General features: G+C 45.1%; 18 protein-coding genes. 15 read left to right on the forward strand and 3 right to left on the reverse strand.

What is annotated here, in order from left to right:
* Positions 1–260: 260 nt before the first annotated feature.
* Positions 261–1,577, reverse strand: a complete 1,317-nt coding sequence (gene murF / locus HMPREF2983_RS04430; protein ID WP_070667079.1) for a UDP-N-acetylmuramoyl-tripeptide--D-alanyl-D-alanine ligase — start codon at positions 1,575–1,577, stop codon at positions 261–263.
* Positions 1,578–1,707: 130 nt separating this feature from the next.
* Between murF and folP the strand changes: the two genes are divergently transcribed.
* From folP to HMPREF2983_RS04470, 7 genes are all read left to right on the forward strand, one after another.
* Positions 1,708–2,562, forward strand: coding sequence for a dihydropteroate synthase (gene folP, locus HMPREF2983_RS04435; protein WP_070667081.1), 855 nt, complete (start codon positions 1,708–1,710; stop codon positions 2,560–2,562).
* Between the two features lie 59 nt (positions 2,563–2,621).
* Positions 2,622–3,398, forward strand: a complete 777-nt coding sequence (gene cdaA / locus HMPREF2983_RS04440; RefSeq protein WP_004378026.1) for a diadenylate cyclase CdaA — start codon at positions 2,622–2,624, stop codon at positions 3,396–3,398.
* Between the two features lie 125 nt (positions 3,399–3,523).
* Positions 3,524–4,546, forward strand: coding sequence for a phosphate acetyltransferase (gene pta / locus HMPREF2983_RS04445; RefSeq protein ID WP_070667083.1), 1,023 nt, complete (start codon positions 3,524–3,526; stop codon positions 4,544–4,546).
* A gap of 40 nt (positions 4,547–4,586) precedes the next feature.
* Entirely contained in the window at positions 4,587–5,792 is a 1,206-nt protein-coding gene (locus HMPREF2983_RS04450; protein ID WP_070667085.1) for an acetate kinase, read from the forward strand.
* 125 nt (positions 5,793–5,917) lie between these two features.
* Positions 5,918–6,961, forward strand: a complete 1,044-nt coding sequence (locus HMPREF2983_RS04455; protein WP_070667087.1) for a sugar kinase — start codon at positions 5,918–5,920, stop codon at positions 6,959–6,961.
* 644 nt (positions 6,962–7,605) lie between these two features.
* Complete coding sequence (locus tag HMPREF2983_RS04465) at positions 7,606–8,508, forward strand: SPFH domain-containing protein (protein WP_070667089.1); 903 nt, start codon at positions 7,606–7,608, stop codon at positions 8,506–8,508.
* Positions 8,509–8,560: 52 nt separating this feature from the next.
* Positions 8,561–8,920, forward strand: coding sequence for a hypothetical protein (locus HMPREF2983_RS04470; RefSeq protein ID WP_004373710.1), 360 nt, complete (start codon positions 8,561–8,563; stop codon positions 8,918–8,920).
* A 128-nt stretch (positions 8,921–9,048) separates the two neighbouring features.
* On the opposite strand, the gene HMPREF2983_RS13960 is transcribed toward HMPREF2983_RS04470, so the two are convergent.
* Positions 9,049–9,228, reverse strand: coding sequence for a hypothetical protein (locus HMPREF2983_RS13960; RefSeq protein ID WP_145962300.1), 180 nt, complete (start codon positions 9,226–9,228; stop codon positions 9,049–9,051).
* Positions 9,229–10,059: 831 nt separating this feature from the next.
* On the opposite strand from HMPREF2983_RS13960, the gene HMPREF2983_RS04480 reads away from it, so the two are divergent.
* From HMPREF2983_RS04480 to HMPREF2983_RS04510, 8 genes are all read left to right on the forward strand, one after another.
* Positions 10,060–11,868: an AMP-dependent synthetase/ligase gene (locus HMPREF2983_RS04480; RefSeq protein WP_070667091.1), complete on the forward strand. Its 1,809-nt coding sequence runs from the start codon at positions 10,060–10,062 to the stop codon at positions 11,866–11,868.
* 1 nt (position 11,869) lies between these two features.
* A complete protein-coding gene (gene prfB / locus HMPREF2983_RS04485; protein WP_070667093.1) occupies positions 11,870–13,006 on the forward strand; it encodes a peptide chain release factor 2 in 1,137 nt (378 codons plus the stop codon).
* Between the two features lie 38 nt (positions 13,007–13,044).
* Positions 13,045–13,194 (forward strand): hypothetical protein, encoded by a 150-nt coding sequence (locus HMPREF2983_RS13965; RefSeq protein ID WP_004373698.1) that lies wholly within the window; start codon positions 13,045–13,047, stop codon positions 13,192–13,194.
* Positions 13,191–13,694, forward strand: coding sequence for a CYTH domain-containing protein (locus tag HMPREF2983_RS04490; RefSeq protein ID WP_070667095.1), 504 nt, complete (start codon positions 13,191–13,193; stop codon positions 13,692–13,694). The genes HMPREF2983_RS13965 and HMPREF2983_RS04490 overlap by 4 nt, the downstream gene beginning before the upstream one ends.
* A 4-nt stretch (positions 13,695–13,698) precedes the next feature.
* Complete coding sequence (locus HMPREF2983_RS04495; RefSeq protein WP_070667096.1) at positions 13,699–14,055, forward strand: MmcQ/YjbR family DNA-binding protein; 357 nt, start codon at positions 13,699–13,701, stop codon at positions 14,053–14,055.
* A gap of 154 nt (positions 14,056–14,209) precedes the next feature.
* Positions 14,210–15,568 (forward strand): sodium-dependent transporter, encoded by a 1,359-nt coding sequence (locus HMPREF2983_RS04500; RefSeq protein ID WP_070667098.1) that lies wholly within the window; start codon positions 14,210–14,212, stop codon positions 15,566–15,568.
* A 57-nt stretch (positions 15,569–15,625) separates the two neighbouring features.
* On the forward strand, positions 15,626–16,519 hold the full coding sequence (locus HMPREF2983_RS04505; RefSeq protein ID WP_070667100.1) for a helix-hairpin-helix domain-containing protein: 894 nt from the start codon (positions 15,626–15,628) through the stop codon (positions 16,517–16,519).
* A gap of 558 nt (positions 16,520–17,077) precedes the next feature.
* Positions 17,078–17,266, forward strand: coding sequence for a hypothetical protein (locus tag HMPREF2983_RS04510; RefSeq protein ID WP_246829346.1), 189 nt, complete (start codon positions 17,078–17,080; stop codon positions 17,264–17,266).
* 112 nt (positions 17,267–17,378) lie between these two features.
* Here HMPREF2983_RS04510 and dgt read toward each other — a convergent pair whose 3' ends face one another.
* Positions 17,379–18,716: a dGTP triphosphohydrolase gene (gene dgt / locus HMPREF2983_RS04515; protein ID WP_004378046.1), complete on the reverse strand. Its 1,338-nt coding sequence runs from the start codon at positions 18,714–18,716 to the stop codon at positions 17,379–17,381.
* Positions 18,717–18,736: the final 20 nt, after the last annotated feature.

An 18,736-nucleotide genomic window follows, 5' to 3' on the forward strand; every position in this document is an offset into this window, starting at 1 on the left:
AAGGAAGGGAGAGATAACTTGAGGAACCTCCCCCAACCCCTCCCAAAGAGGGGAGCCCGAACTTGCAAGGAAATTAGTTATAACTTACTTCGTAATTATGAATTATGCATTGTGAATTATGAATTAAATACAACTCAACACTGCACATTAAAAATTAAAAATTAAGCATCATACATTGTATATTATGAATTAAATACAACTCAACACTGCACATTCAACATTAAAAATTATGCATTATGAATTGTGCATTATGAATTAACTTAAAGCAGTTCGGGCAATTCATACAGCTTGATGCCGTTACTACCTTTTATTAATATATAGCAGTTTTCGGGGCAATGGGCAGCGATTTCAGCCTTAACTTCATCCACATTCCTGAACTTTCGGAAGTTGGTATGGGTCTTTCCAAACTCTTCTCCGACAAGCCACACCTCTTGAAAACCGTCGGCTTGAAGCTTATCCACTAATTTCTGATGCTCCAACTCAGACACTTCGCCTAATTCACGCATGTCTCCAAGAATGGCCATTTTATGCTCCACATTCATCAACTTGAAGTTTTCAATGGCGGCAGCCATGCTCGATGGGTTTGCATTATAGGCGTCGACAATCAACTTGTTCTTGGCCGTCACCTCCAATTGACTGCGGTTATTGGCCGGCACATAGCTTTCGAGCGCATGGTTTATCTGTTCGGGTGTCACGCCAAAATGCAGACCTATGGTAATGGCTGCAAGCATATTGTCGATGTTGTAGGCTCCAATCAAGTGGGTTTCCACCTCATACGTGCGCGCTTTCGACTCTGTTGCAGAGAGGTCGGTCCATGAAAAACGAAGGAAAGGAGCACAGTCTACGACCTCACCCCGCACGTTGGCATCATCACTCTGACCATAGGTTACAATGCGATTCATCTCGCGCTGGCGCGCCATTTCCACAAGGTCAGCATTGCTTTCGTTGAGGAACAGCAGGCAATCATGGGCTTTCAGATAATCGTAGAGTTCGCCTTTGGTTTGCTTTACGCCTTCAAAACTGCCGAAACCCAGCAGATGTGCACGGCCAACATTCGTTATCAGGCCACACGTCGGCTCTGCATAGGTGACGAGTTTCTCTATATCTCCGGGATGACTTGCACCCATTTCGACCACTGCTATCTCATGCGTTGCATTGAGCCGGAACAGCGTTTTGGGCACACCCACATCGTTGTTGAAGTTTCCCTCGGTATGCATCACATTGTAACGCTCGGCAAGAACAGCCGAAACAAGCTCCTTGGTGGTGGTCTTTCCATTGGTTCCCGTGATGCCAATGACAGGGATATTGAACCGACGGCGATGCTCTCGGGCGAGTTTCTTGAATGTTGTCAAGCAGTCGTCTACAAGTATCAAACGGTCATTGTCAGCCTCGGCAAATGCAGGTTCGTCAATAACGGCGTAGGCGCAACCCTTATCTAACGCAGTCTTGGCAAACTTGTTACCATCAAACGAAGCACCTTTCAGTGCCAGAAAAATACTGTCTTTGGGACAGTTTCGACTATCAGTAGTGATGCAGGGATGCTGCTGGTAGAGGTCATAAAGTTGTTTTATATCCATAGAATTGATGAATGTTGTGTTGCAAAGTTACATTTTTTTCTGTTATGACCTAATATATAATGTTAACGTTTTGCGGTTAGACCGTGATTTAATTTGCATTATCAAGCAAAATATAATAACTTTGCAGAGTATGAAACCGATAGATTATACCATCAATGTAAGAGGCAGACTGATAGACCTCGGCAGCCCGAAAGTCATGGGAATCCTCAACTGTACGCCCGACAGTTTCTATGCAGGCAGCCGCAAACAAACCGAACATGAGATTGCAGAACGGGCCAATCAGATTATCAGTGAGGGCGGAACGATGATTGATGTTGGTGCTTTCTCAACGCGTCCCGGTGCCCAGGAAGTGAGTGAAGAAGAGGAAATGACACGGTTGAAAGCTGCATTGAAAACAGTGAGAAGCGTGCAACCCGATGCCATTGTCTCTGTCGACACCTACCGACCTGCCGTGGCCCGCCGTTGTATTGAAGACTGGGGAGCCGATATCATCAATGATGTGAGCGAGGGAGGTATTACTGGTATCGTCAACACGCCTATCCATGAAGCCGAGAATATGTTTGATGTGGTGGGAGAACTGAAGGTGCCTTACATACTGATGTCAGTGAAATCCAATCTTCACGACATGATGATTGCCTTTGCAGATGAGGTGCAACAACTGCGCGACCGCGGTGCAAAAGACATCATCCTTGACCCTGGTTTCGGCTTTGGAAAGACGCTTGAACAGAACTATGAGATATACAATGGCATGGAACAATTAGCCGCTTTGCATCTTCCCTTGTTAGTAGGTGTCTCACGAAAGACCATGATCTACAAGCTCGTGGGAGGCAATCCGTCGACAGCCTTGAACGGAACGACCGTGCTGAACACTGCTGCTTTGCTCAAAGGTGCAGGCATTCTGCGCGTTCATGATGTGCGCGAAGCAGTGGAAGCCGTGCAGATTGTCTCGGCCATTCAATCGGGCTCGGTTGCTGAAAAGCCTTAACCGATGCTCCATATAAAATATAATTCCACATTCAACACTTCTCATTCAACATTCATATGATGCCTTTTGACTTCGGAATAAAAGATGTAATCGACATCTTTCTGGTTGCTCTTATCCTCTATTATCTCTATCGTTTAATGAAAGAGAGCCGCTCGCTCAACATCTTTATCGGTGTGATGGTATTTGTTCTTGTATGGCTTTTCGTGAGCCAGGTACTTGAAATGCGACTCTTAGGCTCTATTCTTGACAAGTTGGTTGGCGTGGGAGCCATAGCCTTGATTGTGCTTTTTCAGGAAGAAATCCGTCGTTTTCTCTATTCTCTTGGTGCACATCAGCGCATCAAACAGTTCAGCAGATTCTTTGGCCAGCGTCGGGATGAGAAGAACCGCGAGGCTACTCGCCAGATGATTATGCCCATTGTATTGGCCTGTATGAGTATGGCGAAGGCAAAAGTCGGTGCATTGATCGTCATCGAACGCAGTGCCCCACTCGATGATATCGTGGAAACCGGAGACACCATTGATGCCAATATCAACCAGCGTCTCATTGAAAACATCTTCTTCAAAAACTCTCCTTTGCACGACGGAGCAATGATAATATCCCGCAAACGCATTAAGGCTGCGGGCTGTATCCTGCCAGTAAGCCACAATCTGGATATCCCCAAGGAACTCGGTTTGCGTCATCGTGCGGCCATGGGTATCAGCCAAGACAGCGATGCTGTAGCCATTGTAGTGAGCGAAGAGACCGGACGTATCAGCGTTGCCATTAGGGGTCAGTTCCACCTTCGACTCTCGGCAGAAGAACTCGAAAGCATACTTACGAGCGAAATAGACTGATCTTTTAGCGTTTTTTAGCCTACTAACCCGCATTATTTCAATAATTTTTGCTATTTTTGCAAAGTAGAAATGACAATTTAATGAATTGAAATAACTCAAAACACCTATTGAAAATACAGTAAACTATGGATTTATTACAGCAAATTATTGTACGTGCGAAGGCGCATAAGCAGCGTATCGTGCTCCCGGAAGCAGAGGAGGAGCGCACTCTGAAGGCTGCTGACAAAGTATTGTCTGACGATATTGCTGACCTCATCTTGATTGGTAATCCTACCCATATCAAGGAACTGGCCACACAGTGGAACCTTAAGAACATCGACAAGGCTACGATTATCGACCCTCAGAACAATCCGAAGAGCGAGGAATATGCCGAAAGACTCGCCGAACTTCGTAAGAAGAAAGGCATGACAATAGAGCAAGCTCGCGAGTTAGTTACCAAGAACAACCTCTACTTGGGCTGTATGATTATCAAGACAGAAGGGGCAGATGGACAGATCAGTGGAGCCTTGAGCACTACCGGAGACACGCTCCGTCCTGCGCTTCAGATTATTAAATGCGCTCCCGGTATTACCTGCGTGAGTGGCGGACTGTTGCTCATTACGAAACAAAAAGAATATGGTGAGAATGGCGTTGTAGTCATTGGAGACGTTGCAGTGACTCCCGTTCCCGATGCAGGCCAGTTAGCTCAGATTGCCGTTTGTACTGCAGAGACTGCCAAAAGCGTAGCAGGTTTTGCTGAACCACGCGTAGCCATGCTGAGTTTCTCGACCAAAGGCAGTGCCTCTCATGAAGTAGTTGACAAGGTAGTTGAAGCCACGAAATTGGCCCATGAGCTTGCTCCCGAACTGCAGATTGACGGAGAACTCCAGGCCGATGCAGCCCTTGTTCCAGCTGTTGCGGCAAAGAAAGCACCCGACAGTAAGATTGCAGGCCATGCAAACGTACTCGTTGTGCCCAACCTCGAAGTAGGAAACATCGGTTATAAGCTTGTTCAACGTCTCGGAGATGCTATCGCTATAGGCCCTATCCTCCAAGGAATTGCCCGTCCTGTCAACGATCTTAGCCGCGGTTGTTCTGTCGATGACATCTACTATATGGTAGCTATCACCGCCTGTCAAGCACAGGAAGCTAAAGCTAATGAGCAATGAGAAGTGAGGATTTCAACATTAATCATTCAACAATATTATCATGAAAGTATTAGTATTAAACTGCGGAAGCAGTTCCATTAAGTATAAACTCTACAATATGGACGATGAGTCTGTATTGGCACAAGGCGGTGTTGAGCGTATAGGAATAGACAATGCGTTCATCAAAGTGAAGTTACCAAATGGTGAGAAGAAACAGATCATGGCCGACCTCCCCACGCATAAGGAGGGCGTTGCTTTGGTATTCCAGTGCCTGCTTGACCCCGAATTCGGTGCTATCAAGAGCCTCGACGAGATTGATGCCGTAGGACATCGCATCGTGCAGGGCGGCGACAAGTTTAACAAAAGCGTTATCCTTACAAAGCAAGTAGAGGAAGGTATCGAAGAACTTTGCGACCTTGCACCTGTTCATAACGCAGGACATCTGAAGGGCATCCGTGCAGTTGATGCCCTCATGCCTACCACCCCGCAGGTTTGTGTCTTTGACAATGCATTCCACAGCACTATGCCCGACTATGCTTATCTCTATGCCGTTCCCTACGAACTCTATGAGAAATACCATGTGCGTCGCTATGGTTTCCACGGCACAAGTCATCGTTATGTCTCCAAACGCGTGTGTGAAATCCTCGGTCTTGATGTCAACAACTCGAAGATTATCACCTGTCATATCGGCAATGGTGCCAGTGTTGCAGCCGTATTGAACGGCAAAGTCATCGACACTTCCATGGGACTTACTCCGCTTGCAGGCCTCATGATGGGTACTCGCTGCGGTGATATTGACCCCTCGGCAGTTACTTATCTGATGGAGAAACTCGGCAAGAAGCCACAGGAAATGGCTGACTATCTCAACAAAAAGAGCGGTGTTGTCGGCATCACGGGCATCTCAAGCGATATGCGCGACATTGAGAATGCAGCCTCAGAAGGCAACGAACGCGCACAATTGGCACTGAAAATGTATGACTATCGCATAAAGAAATACATCGGTGCTTATGCTGCTGCACTCGGTGGAGTGGATGCTATTGTCTTCACAGCAGGCGTTGGTGAGAACCAAACCGGCACGAGAGAAAAGGCTTGTGAAGGTCTTGAATTCCTTGGAATCAAGATTGATGTGGCCAAGAATGCCACCATTCGAGGCGAAGAGGCCATTATCTCTACACCCGAAAGTAAGGTGAAAGTCGTTGTCGTTCCCACGGATGAGGAAATCGTTATCGCCCGAGATACGAAAGAACTCGTTGAGAAAGTGAAGTAAACAGAACCTTTATAACGTAACCATATGCGTAAAGTCCTCTCCTGTTTGAGGAGGGGACCTTTCCTTTCATCCTGCAGAACAGGCTGTTCCCAGACCGTAATGTACATGTAAAATACAGCAATCTAATGAACAAGAAGATAGTAACTTTCGGAGAAATCCTTTTTCGTCTGTCGAAAGAAAACCACTTCCGACTACCCCAGGGACATGTTTTCAATGGCGATTTCGGCGGTTCAGAGGCGAATGTTGCCGTTTCTTTAGCGGTCATGGGCGACCAAGTGGAGTATGTTACCCGCGTTCCCGACAACGCCATAGGGCATGCTTCGCTGATGCATCTCCGTGAGTTCGGACTTGATGTGAAGCATGTTGTGTTGGGAGGTGACCGACTTGGCAGCTATTTCTTCGAGTCGGCAGCGGCCATGCGCAATTCAATGGTGGTGTATGATCGCGAAAACAGTTCTTTCTATACGCTCAAACATGGCGACATCCAATGGGAACCTATCTTTCAAGATGCCGTTTTGTTTCATTGTTCGGGCATTACATGTGCGATGAGTCAAGACGCACTCAACACCACTTTCGATGCCTTGGAATTGGCCAAGAGCATGGGAGTTGAAATCACTTGCGACATCAACTACCGCAAGAATCTGTGGCGATATCCCGGGGCAGATGCACCGAAGACGTTGCACAGACTCATGGAATACAGTTTATTTATCTTTGGAGATCAGAACGAATGGGAGGTAGGAAGCGGACTGAAACATATTCCTTTCGAAGCTGAAGACGCCTCTTATCAGATTGATAAAGCAGCTTATCTCGACTATTTTCATCAGTTGCAACGCCAGTTCCCGCATTGCAAACGCATGCTGATAGCCCTCCGCAACCAGATAGCTTCAACGCATCACACCCTTACCGGAGTGCTCTTTGCCGAAGGAAAACTCTATACAACCCGCATCTATGACATCAACCCGGTAGTTGACCCCATGGGATGTGGCGACGCATTCGTGGCCGGTTTCATCCATGCCCGCATGAAATGGCCCGACGACGACCAGCATTGTCTCGACTTTGCCCTGTCAGCTTCGGCCTTGAAAAACACCATTATCGGCGACCAGAACCTTGCAAGTGAGGCTGAAATCATTGCCAACATGAGCGCCCAAGGGGGCAGAATAGATCGCTAAACCGCCAAGAACAGTCTCCTATTCACACTTCAAGCCGAAACCATAGGCCTATGAAAAGCCTGCTTCTCTGTAAATAAAAACCATCAGTTTTTAACATTTCAGGAGTCCACCAAATAGAAATGAAAACGCGTCTTCCATACTCATGCAAAGCCATTTTATTGCTTTGACACCCCCGTTTTCACCCTCTTCTCATGCCATTTCAGCCACATTACGATGCAAACTGCCTTAGTTCACTGCGTAAAGTGAATGGAATTACTACGTCTTTTGACGCAGATGACATTGTAATTTGATGCAAATGACAACATGTTTTGACATCAAAAAGCGCATTCATTTCAATCAAGAAAGCTAACATATTGATGCTCAACACCTTGCAAAACACCCTCAAAACTCGCGTATTCTGAACCACAATAAATCTTTTTCTGAATTCGCAAGCTATGGAAAAGCAATTGTAAATATCTTTGAAAAGAATTAACCTATTTTGCGCTTCCCCTGTTCTTACCTTGCAAAAAGAGGGAAGGGAAAACATAAAGAAAAAAGAAAAATCTTGCATATTCACATGAAAAACTCTATATTTGCAGATAAGATGCAGATGAAAAAGCAGCATAAATAAAGATAAAAACCATAAGAATATTAAACAAATTGACATGAATATGCCCACCAACAACTACAATCAGCGCAAATTGAACGCTACAGAAAACAACTTACTCAACGTCAACTTCGGTCAGAAACTGTGGTTCATCGTGGCTGCAGTCATTGCTGTCTGTGCCGCATGCTTAATCTTCTTCAAGTTTGTAAACCCCTCTTATGATGAGGAAGCTGCATTGAAAATGAAGCCCATTTTCTTTGGCAACACGCGTGTAGACGATGAACCTGTGAACTCTATCACGCTGATTGCTCCCACCACTACGGCTGTTTACTTCAATATTCTGCCCCAGAAGAAGCAGTTTCAGTTTGATGATCTGCTCTCAAATGATAACACTCCGCTTGATGTCAACATGTATATGATAATCCAGGTAAGGAAAGGACAGACGCCTTCTCTGCTGAGAAACTACGGTGAAGAATGGTTCGAGAACTTCATAGAACCTTACTTCCGCAACAAAGTTCGTGAGTATGTGTCGTCTTGTTCGCCTTTCGATCTGATGAGTAATCGCGAGGTTCTGTCTGCTTTCGACAACAAAATCAAGCAGTCTATGCGTCAGTATGTGACTTCACTTTCGCGAAAAGCCAACTTCCCCATAGACATCCAGCAGGTCATTACCGACCGAGTGATGCCCAATAAAGAGCAGTTAGAGGAGATGAACAAGACCGCTGCAAGCATTCAGGCCAAGCAAACTCAGGAGAAACGGGCCGAGATGGAGCTGGCAAGAGCTAAGGCCGAACGCAACAAAGCCGTTGCCGACAAAGCCTATATGACCGAGCTTAATCTCTCTCCCGCACAGTTCATACAGCTTCGGGCATGGGATGTTATTGAGAAAAAGCATGGTGCAAACATCGATGTTCTTGTCGGTGGAGGAGAAACTCCGGTATGGAATATCCGCAGGAAATAAAGCAAACAAATCGTAACTTCAACAACTTTGTTTACACAACACGTATAGGCTCATGGATTATTACTTAGTGTTTCTTGTGTCAATAGTCATACTTTTATTTGCCTTCATTGTTACTATTCTCGTCTGGAGAATTGTTTATCTGATGAAGACATGGAAAGATGAGTTCCATACTGAGCCTGGATTTCTTTGTCCCCACACATTCTTTGGTCATCCACCCATACCAATTGGCGACATTGTTGAAATCAAGTACACTAGCTCTATACGTTCTTGGAACTCCTATATATTCTTTATCAAGATGGCAAATGGAGGGAAAACAACCTTCACTATCAGTCATAATTTCAGTTCACAACGCGACCGTTTGGAGCGAGAATTACGAGTACAGGGATATGATGGACCTATTGAATATATGTAGTAGGCGACAGTTAATTTATATTTGAGACAAAAGAAATGCATCCATACACAATTCTATTCGATTACACCAAAGAGATTTTGGTCTGTAGTATCATTGTGGGCATCAGTTCATTCATCATCTATCGGCGTCTACTGAGCCGTAAATACGGAGAGTTCCACATTACACACGGCTATCTTTGTCCACATTCTATCCTGAAGATTCCACCGATTCTGATTGCCGATATCACTGACATTAAGTTTGAGTTGCTCCCACGTACAGGCGGTTCTTATAGGTTTTTTGTCACGACTTCGAATGGAGGAGTAGTTCATTTTATTTTCCGTTATCACGCATTTTCAGAGCGATTACGACTTCAAAAAGAGCTAAGAGAAATTGGATATGAGGGCCCTTTTGAGTCCATGCAGCGAAACTCTTGAATGTTAGAACTGCAAAAGATAAACAAACATAATATCACTCACCACCTATAAAGATAAAAAATCATGTTTCGCATGCAATCAATTCTTTTTCTGTTGGGCATTTTCGTCATCATATACATTATATTTGTATTGTTGTTAAGAACATTTCTCAGGGGCAATTCTTATCCTAAAGAGTTCCATACTGAACCCGGTTATCTATGTCCCCACAGCCACTCCAGTCATAAAGTCATACCCATTGCCGACATCGTTGAAATCAAATATCGGGTGATGTGGCGTTCCTGGGGAGCCTATAGTTTCTTTATAAAACTGGCAAATGGAGGCTCAGCGATCTTTACTATCAAACATAATGCCAGATTAGAACGTGTTCGTCTGGAGCAAGAATTACGGGCAAGAGGCTATCATGGCCCTTTCAAACATATTCCTTTATAGCCTTTAGTTGCTCTCTACTTGAGCTAAAGACATCAACTTTAACCAAGACTTCATGCCCCAATAAACATGAACCACCACTCAACTTTCCTTCCAGACATATACGCCTTTACCTGTAATCAGCAGCGGAAGTATTGTTGGGAGAGGATATAAGACAACTATGATGTTCTGTAAAAAAGAGAAGAAAACAAGCAGAAGTGAATTGTCTGAAAATGAATTCAAACAGAAAATCAGTTCTTGTTTTCCTTTGCAGTTTCGCCCATTTCTACTATCTTTGCAACTATCTATAAAGAAAAAGCTATGCAAACAAAATGTCATCTTTCGGTATTAATTCATAAGCAAGCCGAGAAATATGGCGAGCGTGACGTGCTCACCTTTCGCAAGTTCGGCAGTCTTGAGTGGAAGACGATTTCATGGAATCAGTTTTCCTTGCGTGTAAAGCAGGTCAGCAACGCACTCTTGAACCTTGGTGCCAAACCGCAAGAGAACATAGCTGTCTTCTCGCAGAACTGCATTCAATACCTCTATACAGACTTTGGTGCATACGGAGTACGCGTAGTTTCAATTCCTTTCTATGCCACGACGAGTGAACAGCAGATACAATATATGGTCAATGATGCCCAGGTTCGCTTCCTGTTTGTAGGCGAACAAGACCAGTACAACAAGGCTCATCGCATCTTTCCCCTATGTCCTTCGCTCGAACGTATCATCATTTTCGACCCCAGTGTGCGCATAAGTTCACACGATCCCAATGCACTTTATTTCGAAGATTTCATTGCTTTGGGAGAGAAACTGCCCCGACAGAGTGAGGTTGAAAAGTTATGGGAACAGGCCAACGATAACGATATCTGCAACATTCTCTATACCAGTGGAACGACTGGTGACAGTAAAGGCGTCATCCTTACCTACGGCCAATACCGTTCAGCCATGGATGCCAACGACAGATGTGTGCCTCTTGGCGAGAAAGACCGCATCATAAACTTCCTTCCTTTCACGCATGTTTTTGAGCGTGGATGGGCATATTTAGCCCTGACTGAAGGCGCACAGATGATTATCAACACCTATCCGAAGGAGATTCAACAAAGCATGCGCGAGACACATCCAACGAGTATGAGTGCTGTTCCGCGCTTCTGGGAGAAGGTTTATATTGCAGTAAAGTCGAAAATGGACGAGGCTAATCCCGTTCAACACAAGCTTTTCAAACACGCATTAGCCGTTGGAAGGAAGCGAAACATCGAATACTTGAGTCGTGGAAAGCGTGTACCGCTGCACGTTGAACTTGAATATAAGCTCATCAACAAAACAGTGTTGAGTCTTGTTCGCAAACAGATTGGACTCGAAAATCCACATATCTTCCCGACCGCAGGTGCCTATGTGTCACCCGAAGTGGAAGAATTCGTCCATTCCATTGGCATAAACATGATTGTAGGTTATGGCCTTACAGAGAGCATGGCCACGGTTTCATGCGACCATTTAGGTGAGCCTTACACCATAGGTTCTGTGGGAAGACCGATTGAAGGCATTCAGATAAAGATTGGAGAAAACGATGAAGTATTGCTCAAAGGCCCAACGATTACGCCGGGATATTACCATCGTGACCAGGCGAATGCAGAGGCTTTTGATGCTGACGGCTTCTTCCACACAGGTGATGCAGGCTATCTTAAGGACGGCGAACTGTTCTTAAAAGAGCGTATCAAAGACCTTTTTAAGACGTCAAATGGTAAGTATGTGGCCCCGCAGATGGTGGAATCTCTGCTCTTAGTGGATAAATTCATCGATCAAGCTGCAGTTATTGCCGATCAGAGAAAATACGTTTCAGCACTCATTGTGCCTGAATTCCGACTGCTTGAAGACTGGGCACGTAAGCATGATGTGCCGTTCTCAAGCCGTGAAGACCTATGCAACAGCAAGGAAATCTATGCTATGATGAAGGAACGTATTGAGACTTTGCAACAGCAACTTGCAGTCTATGAGCAGATAAAGTGCTTCACATTGCTGCCCCATCACTTCTCAATGGAGAGCGGAGAACTAACGAATACGCTGAAAATGAAACGTCCTGTAATCTATAAAAACTACCGTGAATATATCGATAAAATGTACGAAGAATAATATGATTACAGCAGACCAGTTGAAAGATATCACGGAGCGTACCGACGCATTGCACAGATATCTCGGCATTGACCAGAAGAAAATAGAATTTGAAGAAGAGCAGTTGCGCACACAGGCACCCGACTTTTGGGACGACCCCAAACGTGCCGAAGCGCAGATGAGAAAGGTGAAAGGCATTGAGAAATGGCTCAAGGGCTATGATGCCTGCCGTCAGTTGACCGACGAACTGCAACTGGCTTTCGATTTCTATAAAGACGAAATGGTCTCCGAAGAGGAAGTAGATGCCGACTATACAAAGGCTATCAAAGCCGTTGAAGACTTGGAATTGAAGAACATGTTGCGCCAGGAAGAGGACTCCATGGATGCAGTTTTAAAGATCAATTCAGGCGCGGGAGGCACTGAAAGCCAAGACTGGGCACAGATGTTGATGCGTATGTATCAGCGTTGGAGCGAGTCTCACGGCTATACAGTGAAAGTAACAGACATTCAAGATGGCGATGAAGCCGGCATCAAAAGCGTCACGATGACGATTGAAGGAGGCGATTATGCCTACGGATATCTAAAGAGTGAAAATGGAGTTCATCGTCTTGTGAGGGTATCACCCTACAATGCTCAAGGCAAGCGAATGACCAGTTTTGCAAGCGTATTCGTTACACCTTTGGTTGACGATACTATCGAAGTGTATGTTGATCCGGCCAAAGTGAGCTGGGATACATTCCGTTCAAGCGGTGCAGGAGGACAGAATGTGAACAAGGTGGAATCGGGAGTTCGCCTGCGTTATCAATACGAAGACCCCGATACCGGAGAGCATGAAGAGATCCTTATTGAGAATACTGAGACACGCGATCAACCCAAGAACCGCGCTAAGGCGATGCTTCTTTTGAAGTCACAACTCTATGATCGTGCATTAAAGAAAAGGCAGGCAGAGCAAGCAAAGATAGAAGCGGGGAAGAAAAAGATTGAATGGGGCAGCCAAATTCGAAGCTATGTATTCGATGACCGCCGTGTAAAAGACCATCGAACAGGCTTCCAAACTTCCGATGTTGATGCTGTCATGGACGGTAAACTCGACGGTTTCATCAAGGCTTACCTCATGGAATTCGCCGCCACTGATGCCGAAAAGGAACATCAAGCATAAGGAAATAAACATCATAAATAATCTAAAAGATCAACACTATGAGCAGTAACAAAGCATTGAGAAAGGCAAAGCATGAAGCCTACCAAAAGAAACAGGAAGCCGAAGGAAAGAGTATTGTCAACTATATCTTTATCGGTTTGATTATCCTTGCCGTCTTATACCTTGTCTTTATGGTAGTCATGCAATGAGCAGCGGATTGGAAATAGAACGCAAGTTCCTTGTGAAAAAGGGCGGTAATTATAGAGATGCCGCCTTTAACTGCACGCATATCAAGCAGGGGTACATTCCCGCTGAAGGGGCAACTGTGCGTATTCGGCTTCGCGATGACCGTGCTTTTCTTACTATCAAGGGGCGTTCTACGAACCATGGACTGTCACGTTATGAGTTTGAAAAGGAGATAACACCCGATGAAGCAGAGCATCTCATGGCGCTTTGCAAGGGTGGTGTCATCAACAAACACCGCTATTTGGTGAAAAGTGGCAGTCATACTTTCGAAGTAGATGAGTTCCATGGCGACAACGATGGACTCGTTATGGCCGAAGTGGAGCTGCAAAATGAGGCTGAACCTTACGAAAAACCCGATTTCATCGGTATGGAAGTAACGGGCGACAAGCGTTTCTACAACTCTCATATGCTGCGGTTTCCCTTCAAATTATGGCGCAACACGCTGCCCGAAGAATACCGATAAGCCTATGAACATCGAAGAAATACGTACATTTGCGCTGTCACTTCACGCCGAAGTTACCGAGGATTTGTTTATCGAAACCGTGCTTTCCATCCGCATACATGACAAATGGTTCGTGCTCATCCGGCTCGAAACAGACGAGCCGAACATTGCCGTTAACATGCAACCCGATGTGGCTCGTGAACTGAGAGAACGCTATGATGCCATCCGTCCGGCTTATCATATGAATAAAGAACATTGGAGCGACCTCTTCGTCGAACGGCTTGACGACAGCTTGATCAAGCAACTCATCATCCAATCCTATGAAAACATCATTGCAAAACTGCCGAAAAAGTATCACGCTTCACTTGCTCTGACCCGATAATCTGAATTGCTTCATCAAGTATTAATAGGTGAGAAAATCAGCCCGTTAAAATCAATAAATAACAAGAAAAACAGCAAGTTTTCTTTCTGTTTGATACGAATATTGAAATGTTTTATATAATTTTGTCGCCGATTTCAAACTAAACAGTGATACAATGTCAGAGGAAAGAGTTAACTTCGGAAGTAAGATTGGCGTCATTTTAGCCACGGCCGGTTCTGCCGTTGGCCTTGGAAACATCTGGCGTTTCCCCTATATGGCAGGTGAAAATGGCGGAGCTGCTTTCATATTCATCTATATATTATGCGTCATAGTGTTGGGAATTCCCTGTATGATCAGCGAGTTTATCATCGGTCGCCACGGTGCTTCCAACACGGCAAGAGCCTATACCCGCCTTGCAAAAGGAAGCACATGGAAGTGGGTGGGCTATTTAGAAGTGCTCACAGGTTTCTTGATTACAGGCTATTACGCAGTCGTTTCAGGCTGGTGTCTCAACTATGTTTACGCCTCCATTATGGGCGAATTAAAAGGTGACCCTGCTTTCATTACCGATTATTTCACAGCATTTTCCAATGATCCTATACGTCCGGTTTTCTGGACAATCGCTATCTTTGCAGCCACACATTTCATCATTGTGCATGGTGTTCGCAATGGGATTGAGAAGGCATCCAAGCTGATGATGCCCACACTCTTTATCCTCTTACTTGTCATTGTCATAGCCGCCTGCCTGCTTCCCGGTGCATCCAAGGGCATAGACTTCCTTTTGAAGCCCGACTTCTCAAAGGTAACGGGCGACGTTTTCCTTGGAGCTTTGGGCCAATGTTTCTATTCTATGAGCATCGGTATGGGCTGTTTGTGCACCTACGCCAGCTATTTCAGCCGACATACCAATATCAAAACCTCTGCCATTCAAATCGGATTGATAGATCTTTTAGTAGCAATCTTGGCGGGATTGATGATATTTCCTGCTGCATTCTCTGTCGGAATAAGTCCTGACAGCGGCCCTTCGCTCATCTTTATCACGCTTCCCAACGTCTTCAATCAAGCCTTTTCAAGTGTTCCTCTCATTGGTTGGATAGTCTCTTTGATGTTCTATGCACTGCTTTCCTTAGCTGCATTGACCTCTTTAATATCCCTCCACGAGGTCAACACAGCTTTCTTCTACGAGGAAATGCACATCTCTCGCAAGGCAGGAGCATGGATTGTGACCCTTTCCTGCGGTCTTATTGGTGCCGTTTGTTCGGTATCTATCGGGCAGAAAGCCCACATGTCAGTCTTTGGAATGGACCTTTTCGACCTCTTTGACTTTGTTACCGGCCAGCTGATGCTACCGTTATGCGGCATGCTGATGTGCCTTTTCGTGGGCTGGTTCGTACCGAAACAGATTGTGAAAGACGAACTTTCAAACTGGGGAACACTGCGTTATAGTTTCTATACGCTGTTCATCTTCGCCATGCGCTTCGTCTGTCCACTGTGCATTCTCGCCATAGTGCTGCATCAATTCCATGTGATTTAATCTCTTGTGGAACAACAGAGGAGAGTTCCTCTAACAGCTAAAAATCATCTCATACCCATGAAATTCCATGATTTCTTCTATTACAACAAATCCGACCGCAACGTCATCCTTGTCCTGTTAGTGATAGCCGTTGCCTCTCTCACCGCCTTGTTTTTCCTCGGCAATGATGAGATTTCAGTGGGCGAAGGCTACCAAGAAACAGCCCAATCTACAAGTAACAAGTCTGCAGAAAACAAGCCCACCCCTTATTATAAAACAGAAGAAAGAGTGGCTGAACTGTTTCCTTTCGACCCCAACACGGCCGACAGTACCACTTTTCTGCGTCTCGGACTGCAGCCATGGCAGGTGAGAAACATCTACAAATACCGCGCAAAAGGTGGCGTCTATCGTCATCCTGCCGACTTTGCACGCCTATATGGACTCACTCAACAGCGTTACTTGCAACTCAAACCCTATATCCGCATCGGCCAAGCTTACCTCCCTGCAGCCCTATTACCCGAAGCCCAAGAGCGCAAAGTCCGTCATGACAGTATCGTAGCACACTATACTCCCAAGATGAAAGAAGGCGAAACACTCGACCTCAACACTGCCGACACCACGCAATTGCAGCATGTTCCCGGCATAGGCCCCTACTATGCACGGCAGATTTTGAATTATAACAAGCGACTCGGAGGCTTTGCCGATACCCGACAACTCATGGAAATAGATGGTTTCCCGACTGCAGCACTAAAATATTTCACCGTTAATCGCGCCCATATTACAAAGCTGAATGTAAACCGACTGACGCTTGCCCAGTTGCGACATCACCCTTATATCGGCTTCTATCAGGCGCGTGACATCGTGGATTACCGTCGTTTAAGAGGGCCATTGAAAAGCCTTGACGACCTCAGCTTACTGAAAAGTTTCACGCCAGAGACCATAGAACGTCTGCGCCCTTATGTTGAATTCTAAAGCTTTTCGCCGTATTGGGAAAAGTCAATGGGCTTGATTTACGAAACCTGTTCTATGAATTCGTCGTGCATGACGCTTCATGCATCATCATGAGGAGCCTATCATCTGAGAAGAACATGACAAGTTGGAAGGCACAAGTCACAATAGATGTATTCCTCTTTTTGTAAAGAAAACCACCCTGTTTTTAACACTTCAAGACTCCACCTTTTAGAAAAAAAGAAACGAGAAAACAGAGAATATTTCATGATTTCGCAGACCTCATGATGAATTCTGATGCAGATGATCATGTAACTTGACGCAGATTGCGCAGCCATTTGCATCAGAATGCGCGATGAAATGGGGCATAATGCACGATGATTTGATGCAAGTTACAAGGTTTTTCAGCGTGATTTTAAGTCGTTATTTGCCTCTGAATTCATAATCTTTTGATTATTAAAGAGTTGCAAAGTGCTTGAAAACGGTACGTATTTGGAGCGAGAGTGTGTTTCGTTTTGAATACGCGAAGCATTTGAGAGCAATTGTAAAAGGAATTGACAAGAACACTTGTTACAGCTTGACATGAAGCATTATGAACTCAAATACTTCTTTGGTCATTTCGATATCACTTACGACTTGCCCTTGAGAATCAAGCAAACCAAGACCAATTGCTATGTCAAAGGCTGGTGTGACCTCTTGGAAACAAAGAAATGGCAAGGCGAGAAACTACACAAATATCAAGTGGGAATAAGCATTGATATAATGTATTAAGGAAGTTACCTTCTATTTTATGCTCTCCCGAAATAATAAAAGCAAAATCATCATATCGAGAGGGAAACGGGCAAGAAAGCCAAGACTTTCTTGCCCGTTTCCTTTTCAATTCTTATACAATAGGTAATGCTACGCCCTTTATCTTCTGATAAATATCCAATGCATAGACATCGGTCATGCCGCTGATATAGTCAATAACTGCCATGATACGCGTCTCTACATCATCACTGTGAATGTCATACTGACTGCTGACCCGACGGATAAGCTGCTGCGAATAAAAGCGCTTGGGATTGACGGCAGCCTCGACAAACACGCTCATCAGTGTCTCCATAATCTTGTAACCCGAGAGTTCTATGTCGAGCACTGGCTTACTATGATAAATCTTTTGATATGATATTTCGGTACAACGACGGTAAGCTTCACGCTGAAGCGGGGCGATATGATCTATGATACTGCCGTTAAAAGTGCCGTTAAGGATTTCTTCTTCGTGCTCTACAAAAGTTCTGACACACTCGTTCTCAAGTTTTCCAATGACACTTGCCCGCATGTAAACGATTTGTTCATTGTTATCAGTCACACCCTCTTCACGAATGCGTTCTGTGATTTCCCGACGCATATCCTCATCAAAAAAGCCTAACAACAGACGGGTTGTCTCTTCAAATGACAGGATCTTCAGTTTGTGGGCATCTTCAATATCCATGATTTCGTAGCAGATATCATCGGCAGCTTCCACAAGATAAACCAACGGATGACGTGCGTATTTCAATGGTTCTCCGGGCTTAGACTTGCAAATAAGGCCCAATTCATCGGCTATTTTGCGATAATCTTCGGCTTCAGTCTGAAAGAAACCAAACTTTCCATGACGGCCAGCCAAACTGCTTGAGAACGGATATTTCACGATACTTGCCAACATCGAATAAGTCATGACAAAGCCTCCCTGACGTCGCCCGAAGAAACGATGAGTAAGTAGTCGGAAGGCATTGGCATTGCCTTCAAAATGCGTAATGTCATCCCAAAACTGCGATGAAACCGTCGATTTCAGCTGCTTCCCTTCCCCTTCTGTGAAGAAAGTCTGTATGGCTTTCTCGCCCGAATGACCGAAAGGAGGGTTTCCCATATCGTGAGCGAGGCAGGCTGCACTAACAATCGTGTCGATTTCCTCAAACAAAGTGTTGGCCAATTCGGGGTGCTTCTGCTTCAAACGCGTACAGACATCATTGCCCAACGACTGCCCAAGGCTTGACACTTCGAGGCTATGTGTCAGTCGATTATGCACGAAGACACTGCCCGGAAGAGGGAAAACCTGCGTCTTGTTCTGTAGTCTTCTGAACGGAGCTGAATAGATTAAGCGGTCATAATCACGCTTGAACTCTGATCGGTCATCATGTCTTTCAGCATGACGATGCTCTTGACCGAGTCTCTTGTTACTTATAAGTTGTTGCCAGTTCATGGGACAAATATAGTGTAAAT

This window comes from Prevotella sp. HMSC077E09, from assembly GCF_001814685.1.
GTDB lineage: Bacteria > Bacteroidota > Bacteroidia > Bacteroidales > Bacteroidaceae > Prevotella > Prevotella oris.